This window comes from uncultured Microscilla sp. (assembly GCF_947493425.1).
Classification (GTDB): domain Bacteria; phylum Bacteroidota; class Bacteroidia; order Cytophagales; family Microscillaceae; genus Microscilla.
The window spans coordinates 17,994-38,400 of sequence record NZ_CANLRP010000049.1; the positions used below are offsets into that span (position 1 = coordinate 17,994).

Below are 20,407 nucleotides of genomic sequence, written 5' to 3' on the forward strand. Positions count from 1 at the left end.
AAATAGATTTATCTAAGTAGATTAATTTTTCCGGCTTTGGCGCCCTTGAAGCTTATTTCCCGTCCATCTACAAATGCTCCAGTGATGCTCCAGGTATACATACCTATAGGTTGATTTACCCCATCTTTGGTACCGTCCCAGCCTGTGGTGGTTGCTTCATCTACCGAATTGGTTTCATAAATCAAGTGTCCTGAACGGTCAAATACCCTGAAAGTAATCCTTTGAATGCCTGTACCCCTTACAATAAAGCGATCGTTTTGACCATCTCCATTGGGTGAAAACAGCGAAGGAATAAATATATCGGTCTTAGGGTTCACTATCACCTTTAGGCTGGAAGGTGCCGCGCCCTGACATCCGGCAGCACTCGTCGCAGTTACCACATAAGTAGTAGTAGTGGTAGGTGCCAACACTACCTGAGCACCATTGGCTGACTGAGAGCTAATGCCCGTAACTGGAGTCCAGATGTAAGTAGCTGCTCCGGTGAGGTCAATAGCAATACTTTCACCTTCGGTAATCGTTACTTCATTATTGCCAATAGTGGTACTATTAGTCGCAAAAGTGATAGTGGGCAGTGCATTAATGGTGACCAATACTTCATTGGAATTTACTGTTTGGGGACAGCTTATATTGGCTTGCATTACTACAGTAATGGCGTCGTTATGACTGAGCGCATTGGAGGTAAAAGAACTTTGGGTAGCACCTACTACATTGTTGCCATTGATGCGCCATTGGTAGGTAGGATTGGTGCCTCCGTTTACCGGGGTGGCAGCAAAGGCAATGCTTTGTCCGGCACACACCGCATTATTGTCTGCGTTAGAAGCAATCGTTACCGATGAGTTTATTTGATTGAAGGTAACTATGCTTGCTTCTGAAGTTTTTGTACAACTACCACCTGTAGACACTGTTACTGTATAGCTGCCTGCTTCGGTTACCGTGAGCTGGTGGCTATTGGTGCCAATGTTGGCTCCCTCTTTTTTCCATTGATAAGTAGCCCCGGTTAGAGCAGTAGCAGTAAGTACCCCACTAGCGCCACAAAAAGAGACTTTGGCTCCATTGATAATATTAATTGTAGGACCATTTAGTGAAACAGTAAAGGCAGGAGATGTATTAGTACAACCTTCTTTTTCAATAGTAAGCGTATAGTCTGCTCCGGCATTGGCAGCTTGTATATTGTTGATGGTCAGGGTTTGTGATTGACTTACTTCCACTCCTCCTTTTTTCCAACTATACGAGGTGGCGACAGTTTCGTCAGCAACAAGGGTAAGTGTACCACCTATACACACGTTGGTGGTTCCGGTAAAGCTTACGTGAGGGAATATACTTACCTGAAATGTTTTACTACTTGTACAACCGTTTTTGACTACGGTAAGGGTGTAGGTTCCTTCATTGGCAACAGCCATACTGGCAATTGAAAAAGTTTGCGTATTGGCTACTTCCACTCCCTCTTTTTTCCAGCTATAAGAGGTCGCTCCTGTTTCTTCTGCTGTAAGGTTTAAGGCACTGCCTACACAAGCACTGGTAGATCCGGCAAAGTTAGACGAAGGACCAGCCGTTACGATAAAAGAAGTACTGCTGCTGCTGTTGCCATCGCTTACAAATACCGTAATAGTAGAGGAGCCACTTTGCCCACTGGCAGGGGTAACAGTAATGGTACGGTTAGCGCCTGCTCCACCCAATACAATGTTTGCTACAGGCACAATGGCAAGGTTGCTTGATGAAGCACTTACCGTAAGCGAACCAGCCGCAGTTTCGGCATCGCCTACCGTAAAGTTAATGATTGAGGTCGCATTGTCAGTACAAACCACCTGATTGCCAATGTTAGAAATATTGGGTGCGGTGTTAATGGCAATATGGATGTTGGCTGGTTGGGTAGCAAAATCACTCCCGTTGCTTCCGTTCCAGGCAATCGACACATTTCCTGTAAAATTATTCACTGGAGTAAAAGTAATATTGCCTAAATCGGCAGCATTAATTTCTTGATTGAGGGTAATGGCTATCCCGTTTAACTTAAGCACGCCCTCAGTACCAGAAGGTAAAGACAATATCTTGATCTTGTTTAAGACTACATTGCCAGGGTCAGAGTATTTGTTGGTAAAATCAGTGTTTGCAAAGGTGATGTCGGCATTTTTTACCCCTGATTTTTGAATATCACTCACTACCGGCAAAGATCCGTTATTACATTGCGATGTACTGGTCACAATGGTAAAGTCAAATCCGGCAAGCCCCAGGTCAATGGCATTGAACCAGGAGTTCATCGTATTTTTATTTCCATTGTTATTTTCGCTGTTATTGCTGCTATAAGTCCAAACCCTTGGCGTGTTAGCGTTGATCACCAACTGACTTTGTTTAGTTACCGCCATTGCATTGGTTCCCGACTTATCTGCCCAATCGCTAATATTAGAGTCGTCCCAGTAAAGCGTAGGATTTAGTCTGCTATAAGGTCTTATCGAAGATGTAGTAATACTACTCAAAGACTCTACATCGTAGAGCGGGAAGTGAGCAGGACCACGGGCAAGAAAAGTACCCGAAGCAGTAAAGTTACCATCAGTAAGTAAGGTGCCATTGGCATCTTTTAAGTCCCATACCAACTTGTTTACTCCAGGCGTAATGTCCATATACAAGGCACGGTCATTCGTACCCACTACAAAACCATCGCCGTTGGCATCAATCAAAATAGTAGCTTTTCCAGAAACATTGGATTCTACTGTAAAGGTAGCCGAACTTGGGTCGGGACAAGTACCTGCGTTTCGGGTAATGGTTGGTTTGTTGGCGCTTAAGTCAAGTTGTTGAGGAGAGCGGTTATAGTCGTAGTCATAAAGTTGGGTGTTGTCAAGCCAGGCTTTTACTACTGGAGGTGGGATGTTATTGGTAGGGAAAGCAGCTTGGTCGGGATCATTCAAAAATATTTTATACTCACCTATATTGGTAGAGCCCAATACATTTCCCTCCTGGCTTTGCTGTCTTACAATTTGTTCACCCGTAAGCGCAGTACCAAACGAGTTGGCAACAAAATCAAAGACATTGGGCTTCATTTCATACTTCACTTTATTTACAAACTCGTCAGCAGTAAATACATAAAACTCGGCATTGACCGGAAAATTAGTAAAACTAGTAGTAGAAAGGCTCCATTGCTGAGACCACAAACGCCCTGCCGATCGGTTGGGGTCATCGGGGTTGGTGATAATGTTATTGGCAGCGTCAGTAACGGTTACGTCAAGGTAGGACAGTTCTGCGTTATTATCCCCCGTAAATTCTATGTAATGATTACCAGACGAAGTCGCTGTATATACAAAGGGCGTAGCGTACCCACTGGCAACGGTGCTACCATTGAGCTTTACCCCATTAGGGCCAGACACCGCCTCGGTGTAACTGTCAATATAACCTGTGCCCGCCGAAGTAGGTACCGAGGTTTCGGGAAACACAACGTTATCACCTGCATCTTGTATTCTAAACTTTACTCCAGTGCCATTGCGCAGCTTCATACCAAAGTGCATTTTTTCACCTACGTTCAGGTAAATATTCAGCCTCTGTTGCGTATTGGCCCCATACTTGGCAAATGGGTCTATTCTAATGTATAAACGGTCGGTAGCGTTGGGCATCAATTGTTTGGTACCCTCTTGAGCGTTGGCTAATTGTGCCAAACCCAAAAATAAAAGCAATAGTAGGTGTAGGGTAAGGTGTTGTTGAGCGTACCAGCGCATTGCCTGTTTTGTAGTGGCTGGTATAATAGTAAAATGTTGTCTCATGATCCAATAAATAAATTAATTTAAGCAGTTTTATTTTTAAATGCTATGTGAATAAGTTCGTGTTTTAGAGGTCAATATTCCCTCATAATGAGTAGCATCAGACCTTTGTAAAATACCTGTTGTTAGTTGAAAAATATTTTTCGGGTGGCAAACATAGTAGAATGTGAAATCTAAAAATATTTCAAACTATTTCAGGAAGTCATTCTACCTGACACCACATTTTTTGCTTTAAATCAATGTTTGAAATTGTTGCAGTTTAGATTTTAGGTGCTATTTTCTGGTGTAATTTTTATTTTTCATTTTGCTTTTATGAGCTTTTTTTAGGTGAAATGTTTAAAAACTTAGGTGAATGACTGTTTTTGAATGATGAAGGACAATAGATGCTTGTTGCTGCTGAATTAAACTATTTTTCGAAGCTTCATAATAATTCGGAGTTACTCGTCTTTTGCTTATGTTTTTTCCTGGCCTGTATTCTTATATGCCAGGCAACAGCTGATTTTGGAAGTTTACTAAATTGATCATAACTAAGCTTGTGTTAAACTTGCTGCGAATGTAGTATATGTATTCATTTACAGCAAGTTAAATACTTGTTTTGACTTAAAAACAAGTATTTCTACGTACAAAATACAGTAGTATCTGCAGCTGGCATTTCTGCAATAAGCCACGCGAATGATTGGAGAATGCGAAGGTAAGTAAAACTTGTTTGAGTGGAGCTTTGGGAGTAAATGAGAAGTGTAAGAATTGGAAAAAAGCACCCGTCATTCAAATTAATTGGTGGTTGTGAGGTTGGTTAATAAGTACATTTTACCCTTAAAACATAAGGGTAATTACTTATTTGTGCGATAATATATTTTATAGTTTCCATATTTAATGGTTTTTTATAGTAAAATGGGCTTGTGTAATAAAAATAATAAAATAGAAGTATTTTTTTGGCATTGAAAAAAAACAAGCAAAAACTCATAGAAGTAAACTCGCAAGAAGTTAAAATCAGCATCTAGGAATTATATATTTTTTTGTATCACCCAAGTAGTCATTGCCCGAAGGTTTTGCACGTTGGTAGTTTTGATAGGTTCGATAAAATGAGCATCCATTTTTTGAGTCATTTCAATCAGCTGAAGCTCAGTTACCAAAAAGCGACTGCTGCCGTCAGGCAAGTGATACCACCCGTTTTCAAGGGGAGTGATCAAACTGCCAATGCCAATATCAGAGGCAAGGCGGGCAAACAAAACTCCAGTAGGTTTCAATACCCGCATCATTTCAGCCACCATTGCTTCAAAATGAGCCGCATTTTTGGCAAAATGCAACACTGCACTACTAATTACCCAATCGAAATGAGCGTTGGGATAAGGCATTTGGGCTACATCTCCTACTGCGAATTGTGTGAGGAGAAGATCAGGAAACACTTGAGATATTTTATTGTGTAGGTACTCGATGGCTTCAGGTGATTGATCAATGCCAAAAACATCGAAGCCAGTTTTAAGCAAGTATTCATGATTACGCCCACTGCCACAACCTGCATCTAGCACCCGCATCTTAGGCATCAATCGCCCTTTGAGTATTTGGTCGAGCAGGTAAATATCTATATTGCCTAACAATTGGGTAAGTTGAGAAGGGTGCATAGTTTTTTGTTAAAATTATCATAAACTGTGATTATGTGGGTAAATATACAAAAAAGCTTCAGGAATAATCACATAATCAGTTATAGGTTAAATAGCTTGAATATCAGATATTTAGAGTTATAAAAAGTGCGTATTTAGGGTGACTTACCTCGTGTTTAGGGCTAATTTTACTTCCCTTGTTTGCCCTCCTCCAAATATTCATTAATTTGCAAATATAAAAACATTCCTTCAGGCAATAAAATCGTTATTGTTATACTGTGAACGGGATAAAAAACCGTTTTTAGGTTTCAATCTTTGTGCCGCATCGCATGCTTGCATCCCGTTGCAGAACGGGGCAACCATTTTAGCCATTAAGCGAAGCGTAACAATGAGCGGAGAGCTTGAATACCGATGTATATCGGTACGACAACCATTAGAATAACCAGGTTTCGGTTAACCATGCCGTTCCAAGTATAGTTACTGAATTCAAAAATTAATCATTTATTATGAATATCCGTCTATTGCTCGTCATTGTATTTTGTATAGCTGGTGTATCGGCACACAGCCAGAGCAATTTTGCTATAGAGTTTGGTCCGGTGTGGCAACGTGCCAAGACCTATACCATAAAAATGGCAGAAGCAATGCCCGAAAAGTTTTATCAATACAAACCCACCAAAGACGCCAAAACTTTTGAAGAAGAGCTCACCCACATTACCAACAACATAGGGTTTTTGCAGTACTATGTAACCGGAGTAAAAGCCAACTTTCTGGATGGCTTCAAAAAAACAGGGAAGTCTAAGTCCGAAACCTTGTCGATGCTTAACAAAGCGTTTGATGCCATTACCCAACAGGTAGAAAAACTAAAGGACAAAGAGGCTGGACACTCAGTAAAGTTTTTTGCCAAAAATGTCGCCATGACTAAAAAAGGCATTTACTACCTCATTCGTGATCATCTGACCCATCACCGCGCTCAGTTGGTTGTATACCTTCGCCTGAAGGGGATTAAGCCCCCACGTTATGTAGGGTGGTAGTATAAGCATAGAACAAACCCCTGAAGTGTTGAGAGATGGTGGTACTGCTTTTAATTTTTACTATATATTATAGCATTTTTTGCGGATAATTTGTCCATTTTTCATTATAATAAATGATTGTTTACCTCAAACAGGAATAAAAAGCCAGTGCTCTGGGTACTCAATGTATCCTAAATTTGCCACTACTTTGCTTTTTACTTCACTTCTCAGAGTAGAGAGCGTCTGTTGTCTTATGAGGCATTTTTAAGAGCAGGAAAAGAGTAAAAAACGAAATAGTGCTTTACATCTTTATAGGGCTTTCTTATAAAAAGTGAGAAACCTCTCTGAAGCTTGTAAAGCACAAGGTTTCGATCGGGTGTGCAGACACTGCCCTCCGAGGATAAACTCGCCTGTTTCGAACTTGATTCAGAAGAGCAGGCGAGGCGGAAATATGGTTTTCAGGGGTATATTCTCCTAAAGATTCTTTTAGTAAAGCGGAAAAAATAAGATGTGCCAATAAAACAAAATATTTGTTGAGTGGGCGAGTCAAAAAACCTTTGCATAGCCCAAGCTATGGAACTGTTTTTTGAGGAAGTCCACTCGGCAAAGATACCGTTTTATGGCTCAGATTATTTTTGTAGGTTTACTTATAAAAAAAACTTGTACATCTTTAGTGTCTGGAGTATCGTGGTAGTTCCAAATAAACAGTCAATAAACAAGCAACATGAGCATTCAAAATGTAAGCCTTAACCTCAACGTGAGGGGGTTGGGCAAGTCCGCAACTTTGGCGATTAACGAACGAGTAGCCGAGTTACAAAAAGCAGGACGAGAAATTTACTCATTTGGGTTAGGACAATCCCCCTTTCCAGTGCCCCACTGTGTAGTCAATGCACTACAAAAACACGCCCACGAAAAAGACTACCTACCAGTACAAGGACTGCCCCAACTGCGTGAAGCAGTGGCAGAATTTCACCGCCGCGAAGACCATGTAAACATTCAACAGGAGAATGTGATGATTGGACCCGGGTCTAAAGAATTAATGTTTTTACTACAGCTGGCTTTTTATGGCGACATTCTCATTCCTGCTCCTTGTTGGGTTTCCTATATCCCTCAGGCAAAAATCATAGGACGGAAAGTAACCATGATAGAAACCGCCTATAAAAACCGCTGGACACTTTCGCCTCAAGCCCTGGAAGCCCAGTGTATGGAAGAAAATGACGTGGATAAACCCCGGTTGTTAATTTTGAATTACCCTTCTAACCCCTATGGCGATGGCAATACGGTAGAAGAATTGATGCAAATAGCCGAAGTAGCCCGCAAATACAACATCATCATATTATCTGACGAAATCTATGGACAAACCAACCATCAAGGCAAGCATATATCTATCGCACGTTATTACCCAGAGGGTACCATTATCAGTTCAGGCTTGTCTAAATGGTGTGGAGCTGGAGGGTGGCGTTTGGGAACTTTCTCGTTTCCGGCAAGTTTACGTTGGTTGCTCGATGCCTTGGTAGTAGTAGCAAGCGAAACCTACACGTCTGTATCTGCCCCTATTCAATATGCCTCGGTAGTGGCGTTTAGGGGAGGCGACGAAATCAATGAGTATTTGCTGCATTCGCGTCGGATACTCAATGCCTTGGGCAAGTGGATTGTACAACAATTGCAAGATGCCAAAGTGCGCATTCACCCGGTAGAGGGCGCTTTTTATATTTTTCCTGACTTTGAGCATTACCGCCAAGCCTTGCTTAAGATAAACATTAAGAGTAGTACAGAGTTGTGCGAGCGTATTCTTGAAGATACAGGAGTAGCCGCTTTGCCAGGAAGCTCCTTTGGACGCTCTAAACATGAGTTAAATTTAAGAATGGCTTATGTCAATTTTGACGGAGAAAAAGCTTTGCTTGCCAGCAAAAAAGTGCCGCTGGATCAACCTTTGGATGCAGAGTTTCTGGCACAACATTGTGCTTTGGTAGTAACAGGGATTAGCCGCTTGATTGATTGGCTCAAACAGCTGTAATAAACTTATAAAACACCAAGAATATTTGGTAAGTACCAAGGCAGAATTAAATATATTTAGTGAGTAATAACTTCTCAATAGGTGCTATTTAACTGTCTATCAGGTATTTACAATACCGTATTTATTCTTTTTTACAAAAACTTATTAAATTCATTTTTTGTAAAAAACTGATAATTAGCTTTATAAAAAAAACACTGTTTTAAAAAAGGTTTATGTAATGATTTTTTCTTACTATAAGGCATTGATTATTAGTTACTTATAGCTATTAAGAAGTTACAATGAGTAGTTATAACAGCCATATTATGAGTGAGTTACCCTTACTTATAGCTAACTACTACATTGGGTACTAAGTTACTCACATATTCTTTGGCGACTTTTGTCCCCTGACTTCCTCGTAAAAAAGTTAGATAGCTATGGCTATCCGCCATTTTTACGACTCGTCAGAAAACAAAATTCATCCAAATTAATAGGCAACTTATTTAATCCCCAATGCACTACTTACCGCTACTTAGATAACTCAAGTTATGCATATTTGATTTGTTGTTTTAATAGCGTGTGATTATGCAACGCTTTGCGCAACCATAGAGCAATAAAACCATAAAACAATTAAAATAAACAGTCTTAGACTTCAATGCGTAACATCAGTTAGATAAAAAAACCTGACAAAACTTGGCTTGTTGGTATACTTTATTGGGTACTCTGTGTATTTTGGCATTTTATATACGCCCTTTACCCTGATAAACCAAAAGAGAAGGTATACTTCCATAAAAGCCATGAATAATAAAAACAGAAGAAATTTTATCAAACGTCTAACTGCCACACTGAGTACTTTTTCTTTAGCAAGCCTGTCTGGAAAAGCCGATGCTGCGGCCCTGCAAGACACCTGGCAACAGTTTAAGTCATTGCCCGAAGAGGTAGCCGTAACCAACGAAAAACTCTGGCAACAAATAAAACAGGCTTTTAGTGTCTCATCTAACTTGCTTTATCTCAATAGTGCAGGACTGTGTCCGCAGCCCAAGGGGGTACAACAAACCGTAGAAAACTACAACAAAATGGTCAATGATGCCCCTACTTATTATGCCAACAGGATGTTGCGCCAGAATTTGGTGATTGTCAAACAAAAACTGGCTGATTTGGCGGGTTGTAATAGCAACGATATAGCGCTGCAGGCAAATACCATTATGGCTATGTATCACGTTATTTTTGGCTTAAACCTGCAACCAGGCGACGAGATTATTTTGACCAAACAAGATTATTCATCGGTAAAAGTAGCCTATGAGCAGCTGGCAAAACGAGATAAAATAAAGCTGGTTTGGCTCGATCTTGACTTGGGTGAAAGCAGTGAAGCAGCAATTGTTACGCAGTTTGCCAAGGCCATTACCCCACGTACCAGGTTGATAAATATTACCCACATGATCAATTGGACCGGGTTGATATTGCCTGTAAAAAAGATTTGTGACATTGCCCGTGAAAAAAACGTGTTGACTTTGGTAGATGGTGCCCAAACATTTGCCCATCTCGATTTTAATATCCCTGATCTGGGCTGCGATTTTTTTGCGACCAGTTTGCACAAGTGGTTATGTGCACCGTTTGGCACTGGAATGCTTTATGGGCGCAAAAACAGTGTATCTAAAGTATACCCTCTGTATGGTGCCCCTGACCCTACCAGCGATAACATAGGTAAATTTGAGCACGTAGGCACCATCATGACAGCGGCTCAACTTGGCATAAGCAGTGCCATCGATTTTCACCATCACATAGGCGGTGCCCTCAAAGAGAAACGTTTAAGGTATTTGAAAAACTACTGGATCAAAGGCATCAAAGATTTGCCTGGTGTACAAATCAATACTCCCGAAGCCGCAGAAAGATCTTGTGGAGTGGCGCATTTTAGTTATAATAAAATGGATTCTTATGATTTGTTACTTTTGCTAAGCAGCAAATACCGCATCCATGCGCTTAAGGTAAACTTGCCTCAGGTAAAAGGCATCAGGGTCAGCCCCAATGTTTTTACCACCACCCGCGACCTTGACCGTTTGATAAAGGCAATGCAAGAGGTGGCTAAGAAATAATATTTTTAAAGCAAATGACCATAGAAGGAGCCAGCTTGATCGCTGGTTTTTTTATGTGTAAGAGTAAAAGTCTGATTATCAGTTTCTTATGTTTTAAGTTTGACATAGAGCGAAAAAAAATAATTTTTTTAGGGTACAAAAAGTAGCACTTTTACTCTTTTATGTAGAACACAGGCAAAAAAGATATGAACATACAACCTACCACTATCAATCATTTATTAAGAGCTATTGCGGGAGTTTTGTTAATGTTTACGATGCTACTGGCAGCAGAATGGATCAAAGACAAAAAAACTACCCCACACCTGTCAAACCAGCATTTATCAATAAAAAAAGCTACCTATGAGGTAGCCAAAGTCAAGACATTGAAGCACACAAATGGTGCTCAAAAAATAGATTAAAATTTTATACGTTAGTAACAGCTTAGTTAAGGTGCAAACACCTGTCATAATGTTTATGACAGGTGTTTTTTTTAGTGCACAAATTCATTGTTGAACTCATAATCTTGTATCGATTACTCCATTCCCTTGTCTCGCATCTTCTTAAACTCTACATAACGACGACGAGTAGCAATACCAAAACCAAACACCAGCACAAAAGTACCCAGCCACAACACATTAATCAATGGCTTGGCCATGGTCTTCATTACTACATGGTCTTTGCGGTCAGTAGTATTGATACCAAATGTAAACTCTCCGGTTTCGGCATCTATTTTATCAATAAACATCCTTATCCCCAACTCAGAAGATACATCCTGCATTTTACCTACCTTGCCGCCTACCATTATATAAGAAGGAGACATTTTATAAGGTTTAAAACCTTTGCCCAACACCGTAATATTGGCTTTGATACCCTTGGCTCCGGTTAATTGTTTGATTTCTTTAGGAGAGAGGTTAGCCACTTTGTCAAACACAATTTTATAATTGTTGAAACTTATCGTGTCTTTTACTTTGGCATTGAGCATTACTGGCAAAGTGCTTTGGGCATTGCTAGAGTCACTGTTTCTTATGCCAAAAGTAAACTCACTTGTCTTGGGGTTAATCTTCTGGATGGCTACTTCAAGCCCCAACGCTTCTACTACATCGCTTGGGTTATTGATTTGTTTGCCCGCAATTACATATAATGGGGCAACCGAGTACGTTTTTTTGTCTTTGTCCAATACACTTAGTATGGTTCTTATACCTACATCTGGCACCGAGTTATCCTTGTTTACTTTTCTGAATGGCGCCAATTCTTTGGTATTCATTTCAGTGGTTCCGTCAAACACTGCAATGTAATCGTTGATGTATAAGGTATCTTTCACCTTTGCCTTCATTTTTTGCAAAGGCTTCCAGTCACGCCCCTTAAAAGGATCAGGGTAAATGTTAGACAAATAAGTATATAAATCGCGGTTTAGTTCGCGGTGAATATCAGGCGAAGCGGCCGCATTTTCGGCAGAGCTAAACTGTACCTTAGGATACATGGTAAACATTTTCCCCTTTTCATCGCGGTAGTCTAAACGATAATATACGTTTTGTGGGTGAATGCTCACCGTGTCGCCCTCTTCAAAGAAAAGCTTGCCTTTGTAGCTCAGGTTTTCTCTGGCCAATGCCTTGTCTACATCTATAGGAAACAAGTTAGTTTGTTTGACATATTCAGGAAACCCCTTTACATCGGCATAATTGCCCTTATAGGTTACCTGATAACCTTTGATAGGAGTAGGTTGATTTAGGTAAAGGGTTACGTGGTTCTTATTAAAGTCTTGCGATGCCTTGTCATTCTTTTTGGTTCTTAGTTTTCCTGTGAGGTTTTTGGTCAGGGTGTTCGAGTATCCCGCCGAAAACAGCATTCCGATCAACATCATGGCAATGCCTATATGAGCAATGGCTCCTCCCGAAAGTTTATAACTGCGTGCTTTGAGCAAACGCCCCAATACCGTGATGTTGGATACAATAGAAAATATACCCGCAGTAAAAAGTAGGAGGTAAGTATAAAAACGCAGACTTTGACCAGAAACCAATTTAGCAAAAATAGACTCTTTGGCCCTTACTGTTGCCGAAGGTTCCATCACAAGCCCTACTCCGGTGCTTCGGGCAATAATGATAAACAACGAGGCAAACAAAAAAGTAATGGTGAGGCTCACAAGCAAGTCGTTTTTGATCTTGGCTCTGTCAGGTTTTTGCCACCATAAAAATTGCCCAATTCCTGAAAATATGGCAACTAAAACTCCCCCCCAAATTTGAAACTTGTTGTAGTGGTCGGGCTCAGGAGGTGCCAGATTGGAAGTAAAACCAAAAGCTTCGGCTATTTTGTTAAACACAGGCAATGACGTAGAAATGATTACCTGAAAACCTGCCAGACATAAGGTAAGTGCTCCAATAAAAATCCAAAATTCTTTAGAATAAGTTTTTAGCTCTTCTTGAGTAGTGGGGATATGTCGCCAATGACGGGCTGCCAATATAATAGATAAGATGGCAAAGGTGAGCAAATAGATAAGTAATTGACCCGAAAGCCCCAAGTCTGTAAAAGAGTGTACCGAGGCATTGCCCAATATACCACTACGAGTAAGAAAGGTAGAGTAAAGAATTAAGACGAAAGTGGCAATGTTGAGAATGATAGAAGCCTTCAGCGCAATATTACTTCTTTTAAAAGCAATCATTGTGTGTAATGAGGCAATAAGGATAAGCCAGGGTACATATACGGCGTTTTCTACCGGGTCCCAGTTCCAGTACCCCCCAAAGTTCAGGGTTTCGTATGCCCAATAACCCCCCATAAGAATACCCACACCAAGAATAGCACCACCTACCGACGCCCAAGGCAAAGCAGGACGAACCCAGTCTTGGTATTTGCCTTGCCACAAACCAGCAATTACATAAGCAAAAGGCACCAATGTAAGCGCAAAACCTAAAAACAGGGTGGGAGGGTGGATCACCATCCAATAATTTTGTAATAGCGGATTCAAACCAGTACCATCTTTGGGAACCATACTACTATCGGGCACAATGCCAGCATCCCAAAGGGTGATAAAAGGGTTGCTACCCAATTTGGAACCAAATATGACTACCCCCAAAATCATTGACATCAGAAAAGCCTGCACCAATGCAAATACACTCATCATGGGAGCTTCCCAAAACTTATTTACTCTGATAAGTATCACACCTAATATCACATGCCAAAATATCCAGAGTAAAAAGCTACCTTCTTGCCCCTCCCAAAATGCCGATACCATATAGTAAACAGGCAAACTATTGGCAGAGTGATTCCAGACGTAATAAAATTGATATTGGTGATTATAAATGATATAAAAAAGGCAAAATACGGTACCCATAACCGCTATGCCATGTATATAAAAAAATATACGGGCGAATCTTTTCCAACTGTCTATTTTGAGTTGAGTTTGATTATTAGGTTCGTTTTTTTGCAGTTGTGCCGCAAAAAAATAACTCAACGATGCTACTATTGCCGAAACAAAAGCAACGATCACAAACAGGTGTCCTAAATTACCCACGCCTAAACTTCCTACTAATGTTGGTATATTCATTATGCCACTTTAATTGCTTGTTTAACAGAGGTTTAGCTATGCCTTGAAGTAAGCATTATCAGCCTAAAACCAAAATAAAGGCAAAACTACAACCTAAAAATTTGAGAATCTAACTTTTTTAATTAAAAGTCTTTATGCTAAAGTTGTATTTAGTGCGGCTAACACATTGTACCTATAAATTGTTACAAAATTTGTTACAATAAACAGGTCAGAAGGAGTATAGTGACTGATTCTCTATTTGTTCAAACAAACTTTTCTATCTTCGTTGCCAAATAATCAAACCTATTGGTCATTTATTGGTTATTTTCAAGAAAGTACAAGGCCTGACGTTTTGTTGCTTACCTTTTACTAAATAACATAAGTTGCGTTTTATAACAAACTAATGTGCTGTTTATTAGATGTTTAGGTGTTTTTCAGCTCTTTAAAAACAGCTATTTGTAGCTTGTTGAGCGTCATACATTGGCATCTAAAGACTTGCGAAATCCCGCTTGTGGGGTTACCTATTGTACGGGGTAACTCGCAACTTAAATTACGCACGTAAGTACTGTGCACTCAAGCTTATGCCTTGCTTGCCACTTACGACTAAAAGCTTGTTGCTTATTTTTAAAAAAGACACTTTGATGAAACAATTTGATATACCCGAATTTTATCGTAGCCCTATCATTGGCCAGGTAAAGAAAATACGCAAAGAAACTGACCCACGTAAACAAGATTTTTCCCCTTTTGGGCTTGACTTTGGGAGCGTGCAAATTTTTGTCCCCCGCCATTTTGGTTTTTGTTATGGCGTGGAGAACGCCGTAGAAATTGCTTATCGAACCGTGGAAGAAAACCCTGATAAACGGGTATTTTTATTGAGCGAAATGATTCATAACCCATTGGTAAACGATGACCTACAGTCGAGAGGCATTCGCTTTATTATGAATACCTCAGGCGAACAGCTCATTCCCTGGGAAGAAATCACTGCCAAAGACATTGTTTTGATTCCGGCATTTGGCACTACCATAGAAATAGAGGAACGCCTGAAAAAAATGGGCATCGAAACCGAAAAATATGACACTACCTGTCCTTTTGTAGAGAAGGTATGGAAAACTTCGGCAAAACTGGGGCAAAAAGATTATACGGTGATTATTCATGGAAAAGCCAATCATGAAGAAACCCGTGCTACTTTTTCGCACAGCAAAAGCGAAGCCCCGGCAATCATTATTCAAAATATGGAGGAAGCCCAAAAGCTTGCTGGAGTAATCAAGGGAGAAGTTAGCCACGAAGAGTTTTATACCTTGTTTGCGGCTCGTTTTTCTGAAAACTTTGACCCCTCCCGTGATTTGCAGAAGGTAGGCGTAGTTAACCAAACCACTATGTTGGCGTCTGAAACCCAGGATATTGCCGATTATTTTCGCCAAACAATGGTAGACAAATACGGCAAAGACCAGGTCAGGCAACATTTTGCTGATACCAGAGATACATTGTGTTATGCTACCAACGACAATCAACGGGCTACTTATGGTTTGTTGGAGCAAGACGCTGACCTGGCAATTGTTATAGGAGGATACAACAGCTCTAATACCACCCATTTGGCTGAGTTATGCGAAGAAAAACTGCCGACTTATTTTATCAATTCTGAGCGTAAAATTGAGTCAAAACATGCCATCCAACATTTTAACTTTCACACCAAACAAGAGCAAACCACTTCGCCTTTTATTCCTGACAAGGAAAAAGTAAAGCTGTTGGTCACTGCGGGAGCGTCTTGCCCCGACTCGCTGGTAGACAAGGTGATTCAGCATTTGGTATCTTTGTTTGAGCATACCAAACCTATAGAAGAAGTAATGAAAGAAGCATTGGCTTAGTGACGCGTGCAAAATAATTGTTCGGTTTTTACAGAAATTGTTATTGTCAGGCAACTTACAAAACCAATGAATAGCAGGACTATGTAGCTATTTTTTAGGAAGCACGGCGGTAAAAATTAAAGTCAACACAGACAATTATTACACAGTTGTGGCTTCACTTAATAACGCTTGTTAAGAATTGTACACAGTTTGTCAAGGGCTGTGTATCTTTTTGTTTGCGTGAATGATCACTTGAAATAAAAAAGGGGAAGGTTGTTTTTTTATACAGCTTTTTCCTATTTTGGATCGAACAATGAAAGTTTGACTAAAATTTGGTATTATTTTTTCACTGGCACACTCAGTCACCAATATTACAATCAATTATAAATAACCGAATACAATCTCAATGGGCATAATTAAAAACCTGATTTGCGTTATTTTTGTAGGGTTTTTCTTCTTTTCGGTTGAGGCTCAAAATACCATATCTACACAGTTTGGGCTGCCTTTTTTGCAGAATTACTCTGCACAAACGTATAAGGCAGATTATCAAAACTATGCAATTACTCAAGACAAAAGAGGGGTAATGTATTTTGGCAATCAATTAGGTGTACTGGTATTTGAAGGGGTACATTGGCAACTCATTAGTTTGACCAATCAAAGCCCGGTAAAATCGCTGAAGGCTGATAACAAGGGACGAATATATGTAGGAGGAGTAGATGAGTTAGGCTATTTAAAGCCCGATAAAACAGGTACTTTACAATATGTATCATTGGTTGACAGGCTCCCTTTATCACATCAGACTTTTGGAGATGTACTCCAGATATTTGATACCCAGGCAGGCATTTACTTTATCACGTCAGAAGCCATATTTCAATGGCAAAATCAAAAAATCATCCATATAAAAACAGGGACAAAGGCATTTGTAAAAGCTTTTGAAGCCAATAATCAAAGGTTTGTACAAAGTCAAAAAAACGAGTTGTTAGCACTAGACGTGGCTACCAACCAATTAAAGCATATTGTCACTCTTAATGAACCACTGGCAGCGGTCCTTCCTTATAAATTTACCCAACAACTTTTAGTCAGTCAATCGGCTAAGTTTTATGTGTTAAGAGAGGGCAAGCTCCTTCCCTGGCAAAAATTAAACGCTCCATTATTGCAAAATCAACAGGTTAACTGTGCCGTTCAATTATCAAATGGCTCTTATGCCATTGGGAGTAAACAAATAGGGTTGGTGATTGTAAGCAATACTGGGCATTTAATCAGACATTTTGAAAAAAATACTGGGTTGCTTTCCAATGGTATTTTAGCGCTTTACAGCGACCGGTGGGAGAACCTTTGGTTGGGTATGAATCGGGGCATTACTCAAATGGCGCTCAATGCTCCTTATGCCTTGATAGACGAACGCCAAGGCTTGCAAGGACAAATTAACCAGTTGTTGTTTCACAATAACAAATTGTATGCGGCCACTTCTTTGAGTATGTTCAGAAAAAGATGGGCACACAACCAAGCTTTCGAGCGTGTAACACTTGCCAATGGCAATGTAAAAGAGATGTTTTTGTGGAAAGATCAGTTATTGGTAGGTCACTCCCAAAACCTGCTCAACGCTCAGGACTCAATACTGAAGATTGCCGTGCCGCAAGTAGCGGTCAGGTCGCTTACACGCTTGCCTGGCGATAGCTTGCACTTATTGGCATTGGCTAAAAATAAAATTTTATTGCTAAGGTGGAGTAAAGACAAAGGTCAGTGGGAAGTGGTCAACAAGCTGCCTGGATTTGGTCATAAGGTTACCCAGTTAATGGTCGATCAAAGTGGCAATATATGGCTTCCTCATTTTACTAAGGGTATATACAAACTAACACTCAATACTGAGCTGTCGAATTGGGAGCAAAAGGTGCTTTATACCACCAAACAGGGTTTACCCTCAAATATTAAAAACACTGTACATAAATTGGGCAATGAGGTGGTTTTTGCTACTCAAAAAGGAGTATATGTTTTTGATGAAAAACAAAAAAGGTTTACTCCCCATCCTCGTTGGCAAAAAACACCTTTGCATAACAAGGTGATAGAAGCTCTGGCTCAAGACCAAAAAGGAAACCTGTGGTTTGCTACTGAGGTAAAAACCGGGGTGCTGAAGTTCTCAAAAAACAACCAACCTATAGTAAAATACCTGCCCCAGGTACACAAACCTTCTCAAATATTGCCTCTACCCGATCAGAGCGTGGCGTTTGTAGCCCAGGAAGGTATTGTGATTTATGATCCAAAGCAAAAAGCAAATGTTGCTTCTGACAGTTTACGCGTCTTGATTCATAAAATAGAAGAAGATGCCATGGGAAAAGACACAGTGTTTTTTGGCGGAGCGTTTGCCAACAATGACCATCGCATTGTAGAGGTTCAAAACCAACAAAACAAGTTAGCACTACCCTACAAAAATAACTCTTTGAGATTTGTATTTGCTTTGCCCTATTATCAAAACTCACAAGACATCGTATACCAACACATACTTGAAAACTTTGACACGAAATGGTCGCAGTGGAACAAAAACACTGAAAAAGAATACACAAATTTGCCAGAAGGCACTTATACATTTAAAGTAAAGGCGCGCACTGCCGAAGGTTCCGAAAGTTTGGTCACCCAATATACTTTTGTAATACTTGCCCCTTGGTATCGTACATTTTGGGCGTACACTTTGTATGTGTTAGGCATAGGGTTGAGTATATTTTTGGTGATGAAAATAAGTACCAGAAATCACCGAAAACGACGTGCCATACTACAGCGTAAAATAGACGAAAACACTGCCAAAATTCAGGAGCAAAAAGAAATTATAGAAGCTTCGCTAAAAGCTGAGACAGAGAAAAACTACCGCCTTAAGTCGCAGGAAAAAATACTAAGAAAACACCTCGATCAATTAAATGCTGCACAAAAAGAAGTAGAACAAAAAAGCAAAATGATTGAGACCCAAAAGAAGAAACTGGAAAGAATTCTGTCAGAAAAAATTGAGCAAAACGATCAGCTACAGGCACACGAAGAAGTGATGCAGGTACAAATGGATAAACTCATAAACGCGCAGGAAGAGTTAAAAGCAGCCAATGCTACCTTGCATCTGAAGGAAGAAGAAATGCTGAAAAGCAAGCAAGAGGTAGAACGTGCATTGGCAGAAGCCAGAGACAAAAACGACATGATGGAGGCGCAAGAAGAAGAAATGCGCCAGAACATGGAAGAACTACTGACCACTCAGGAAGAAATAGAAAAAACCCAACTTGAGCTGAACAGTCAGATTAAAGCCATTGACAATAGCCCCATTGTCAAAGCCGAATATGATTTGCACGGTAAAGTGATCAGTGCCAATAAAGCTTTTTTGGAACTGTTTTACTACGACGATGAACAAATTGGGGAACTATATCACCAAATGCTGGTAGACCCCCATTATGCCTCTTCTTTTGAATACGATTTCTTTTGGGACAACTTACGCAATGGGTCTTTGCAACCTGGCGAATACAAAAGGTTTAGCCAGCAAGAAGACGAAATATGGCTCAATGCTACCTATTTCCCTGCGGTAAATAAACGAGGACAGGTATTTAAAATAATTATGCTTGCCTTTGACATTACCGAAGCTCGCCAATTGCTGAAAGACTTTCAGCGTCAGGCCGAAATTCTCAGGGTACAAGAGGAAGAACTTCGCCAAAACATGGAAGAGTTGGTGTCTACCCAGGAAGCGCTGCAAAAAGAATCGTCAAAAATAGAAAGCAAGAATCGCTTGATCATGTCAAGTATTCAATATGCACAAAATATTCAGCAGGCTATATTGCCCACTAAAAACACCATGAAAGAATTATTTGAAGATTCTTTTGTCGTGTTTATACCCAAAGATATTGTATCAGGCGATTTTTACTGGACTACCCAAGTAAGAAAACGAGTAAAGATACGCAATAATGAAGCAAAAAGTCCTGACGAAGCAATGTTGCCAGGCTTTCAGGTGTTTACATTTCTTGCGGTGGTTGACTGTACCGGGCATGGGGTACCGGGGGCATTTATGAGTATGATAGGGAATTCTTTGCTCAATGAGATTGTGAATAACCAAAAAAAGTATAGCCCCGCCCGTATACTACAGCTGATGCACGAAGGTATAAGAACCAGACTGATGCAGTCAGAAACGAGCAATCGTGACGGAATGGATGTTTGTTTGTGCAGGCTCGAATACCGCGATGATGATAAGATAGAAATGACCTTTGCCGGGGCAAAACGTCCCGTGTTTTTGGTAAGAGAAGGGGAACTGACAAGAATTACCGGAGATATGGAGTCGATAGGAGGCTGGCTGGAAGGCATGCAACGAGACTATGAAAATAAAACTTTTGAGTTGGAAAAAAATGATACCTTGTACCTGACTTCTGATGGTTTTGTTGATAGTGCAAGTCCAAGGAGAAAAAAGTTTGGTGAAAAGAGGTTTCGTAAGATGTTGGCAGAGCATGGACACTTGCCTATGAATGAACAACGAAAAATTGTAGTAAAGGCGTTGGCTGAACATCAACAAGATACAGAACAACGAGATGATATTACCATTGTTGGTATAAAAGTATAATAAACCAGTGATTCTTAAGGCATTCATGACAGTTCGCTTATTTGTTTGGGA

9 protein-coding genes are annotated in these 20,407 nt (G+C 40.2%); 6 read left to right on the forward strand and 3 right to left on the reverse strand.

All coding sequences use genetic code 11. The features are described from left to right. Positions 1-8 precede the first annotated feature (8 nt). Both Q0954_RS14435 and Q0954_RS14440 read right to left on the reverse strand, forming a co-directional pair. On the reverse strand, positions 9-3,746 hold the full coding sequence (locus tag Q0954_RS14435; protein ID WP_299458014.1) for a gliding motility-associated C-terminal domain-containing protein: 3,738 nt from the start codon (positions 3,744-3,746) through the stop codon (positions 9-11). Between the two features lie 1,001 nt (positions 3,747-4,747). Next, a complete protein-coding gene (locus Q0954_RS14440) occupies positions 4,748-5,365 on the reverse strand; it encodes a class I SAM-dependent methyltransferase (protein WP_299458016.1) in 618 nt (205 codons plus the stop codon). Between the two features lie 485 nt (positions 5,366-5,850). Between Q0954_RS14440 and Q0954_RS14445 the strand changes: the two genes are divergently transcribed. The 4 genes from Q0954_RS14445 (at position 5,851) to Q0954_RS14460 (ending at position 10,838) form a co-directional block, all read left to right on the forward strand. Beyond that, entirely contained in the window at positions 5,851-6,375 is a 525-nt protein-coding gene (locus Q0954_RS14445) for a DinB family protein (RefSeq protein WP_299458019.1), read from the forward strand. Positions 6,376-7,078: 703 nt separating this feature from the next. After that, complete coding sequence (locus Q0954_RS14450) at positions 7,079-8,371, forward strand: aminotransferase class I/II-fold pyridoxal phosphate-dependent enzyme (RefSeq protein WP_299458022.1); 1,293 nt, start codon at positions 7,079-7,081, stop codon at positions 8,369-8,371. A gap of 773 nt (positions 8,372-9,144) precedes the next feature. Continuing rightward, a complete protein-coding gene (locus Q0954_RS14455; protein ID WP_299458025.1) occupies positions 9,145-10,440 on the forward strand; it encodes an aminotransferase class V-fold PLP-dependent enzyme in 1,296 nt (431 codons plus the stop codon). A 185-nt stretch (positions 10,441-10,625) separates the two neighbouring features. Next, complete coding sequence (locus Q0954_RS14460; RefSeq protein WP_299458028.1) at positions 10,626-10,838, forward strand: hypothetical protein; 213 nt, start codon at positions 10,626-10,628, stop codon at positions 10,836-10,838. A gap of 113 nt (positions 10,839-10,951) precedes the next feature. Here the strand turns inward: Q0954_RS14460 and ccsA are convergent, their stop codons facing one another. After that, complete coding sequence (ccsA, locus tag Q0954_RS14465) at positions 10,952-13,957, reverse strand: cytochrome c biogenesis protein CcsA (RefSeq protein ID WP_299458030.1); 3,006 nt, start codon at positions 13,955-13,957, stop codon at positions 10,952-10,954. Positions 13,958-14,577: 620 nt separating this feature from the next. On the opposite strand from ccsA, the gene Q0954_RS14470 reads away from it, so the two are divergent. Then, positions 14,578-15,801: a 4-hydroxy-3-methylbut-2-enyl diphosphate reductase gene (locus Q0954_RS14470; RefSeq protein WP_299458032.1), complete on the forward strand. Its 1,224-nt coding sequence runs from the start codon at positions 14,578-14,580 to the stop codon at positions 15,799-15,801. A 385-nt stretch (positions 15,802-16,186) separates the two neighbouring features. Continuing rightward, positions 16,187-20,356: a SpoIIE family protein phosphatase gene (locus tag Q0954_RS14475; RefSeq protein WP_299458034.1), complete on the forward strand. Its 4,170-nt coding sequence runs from the start codon at positions 16,187-16,189 to the stop codon at positions 20,354-20,356. Positions 20,357-20,407 lie beyond the last annotated feature (51 nt).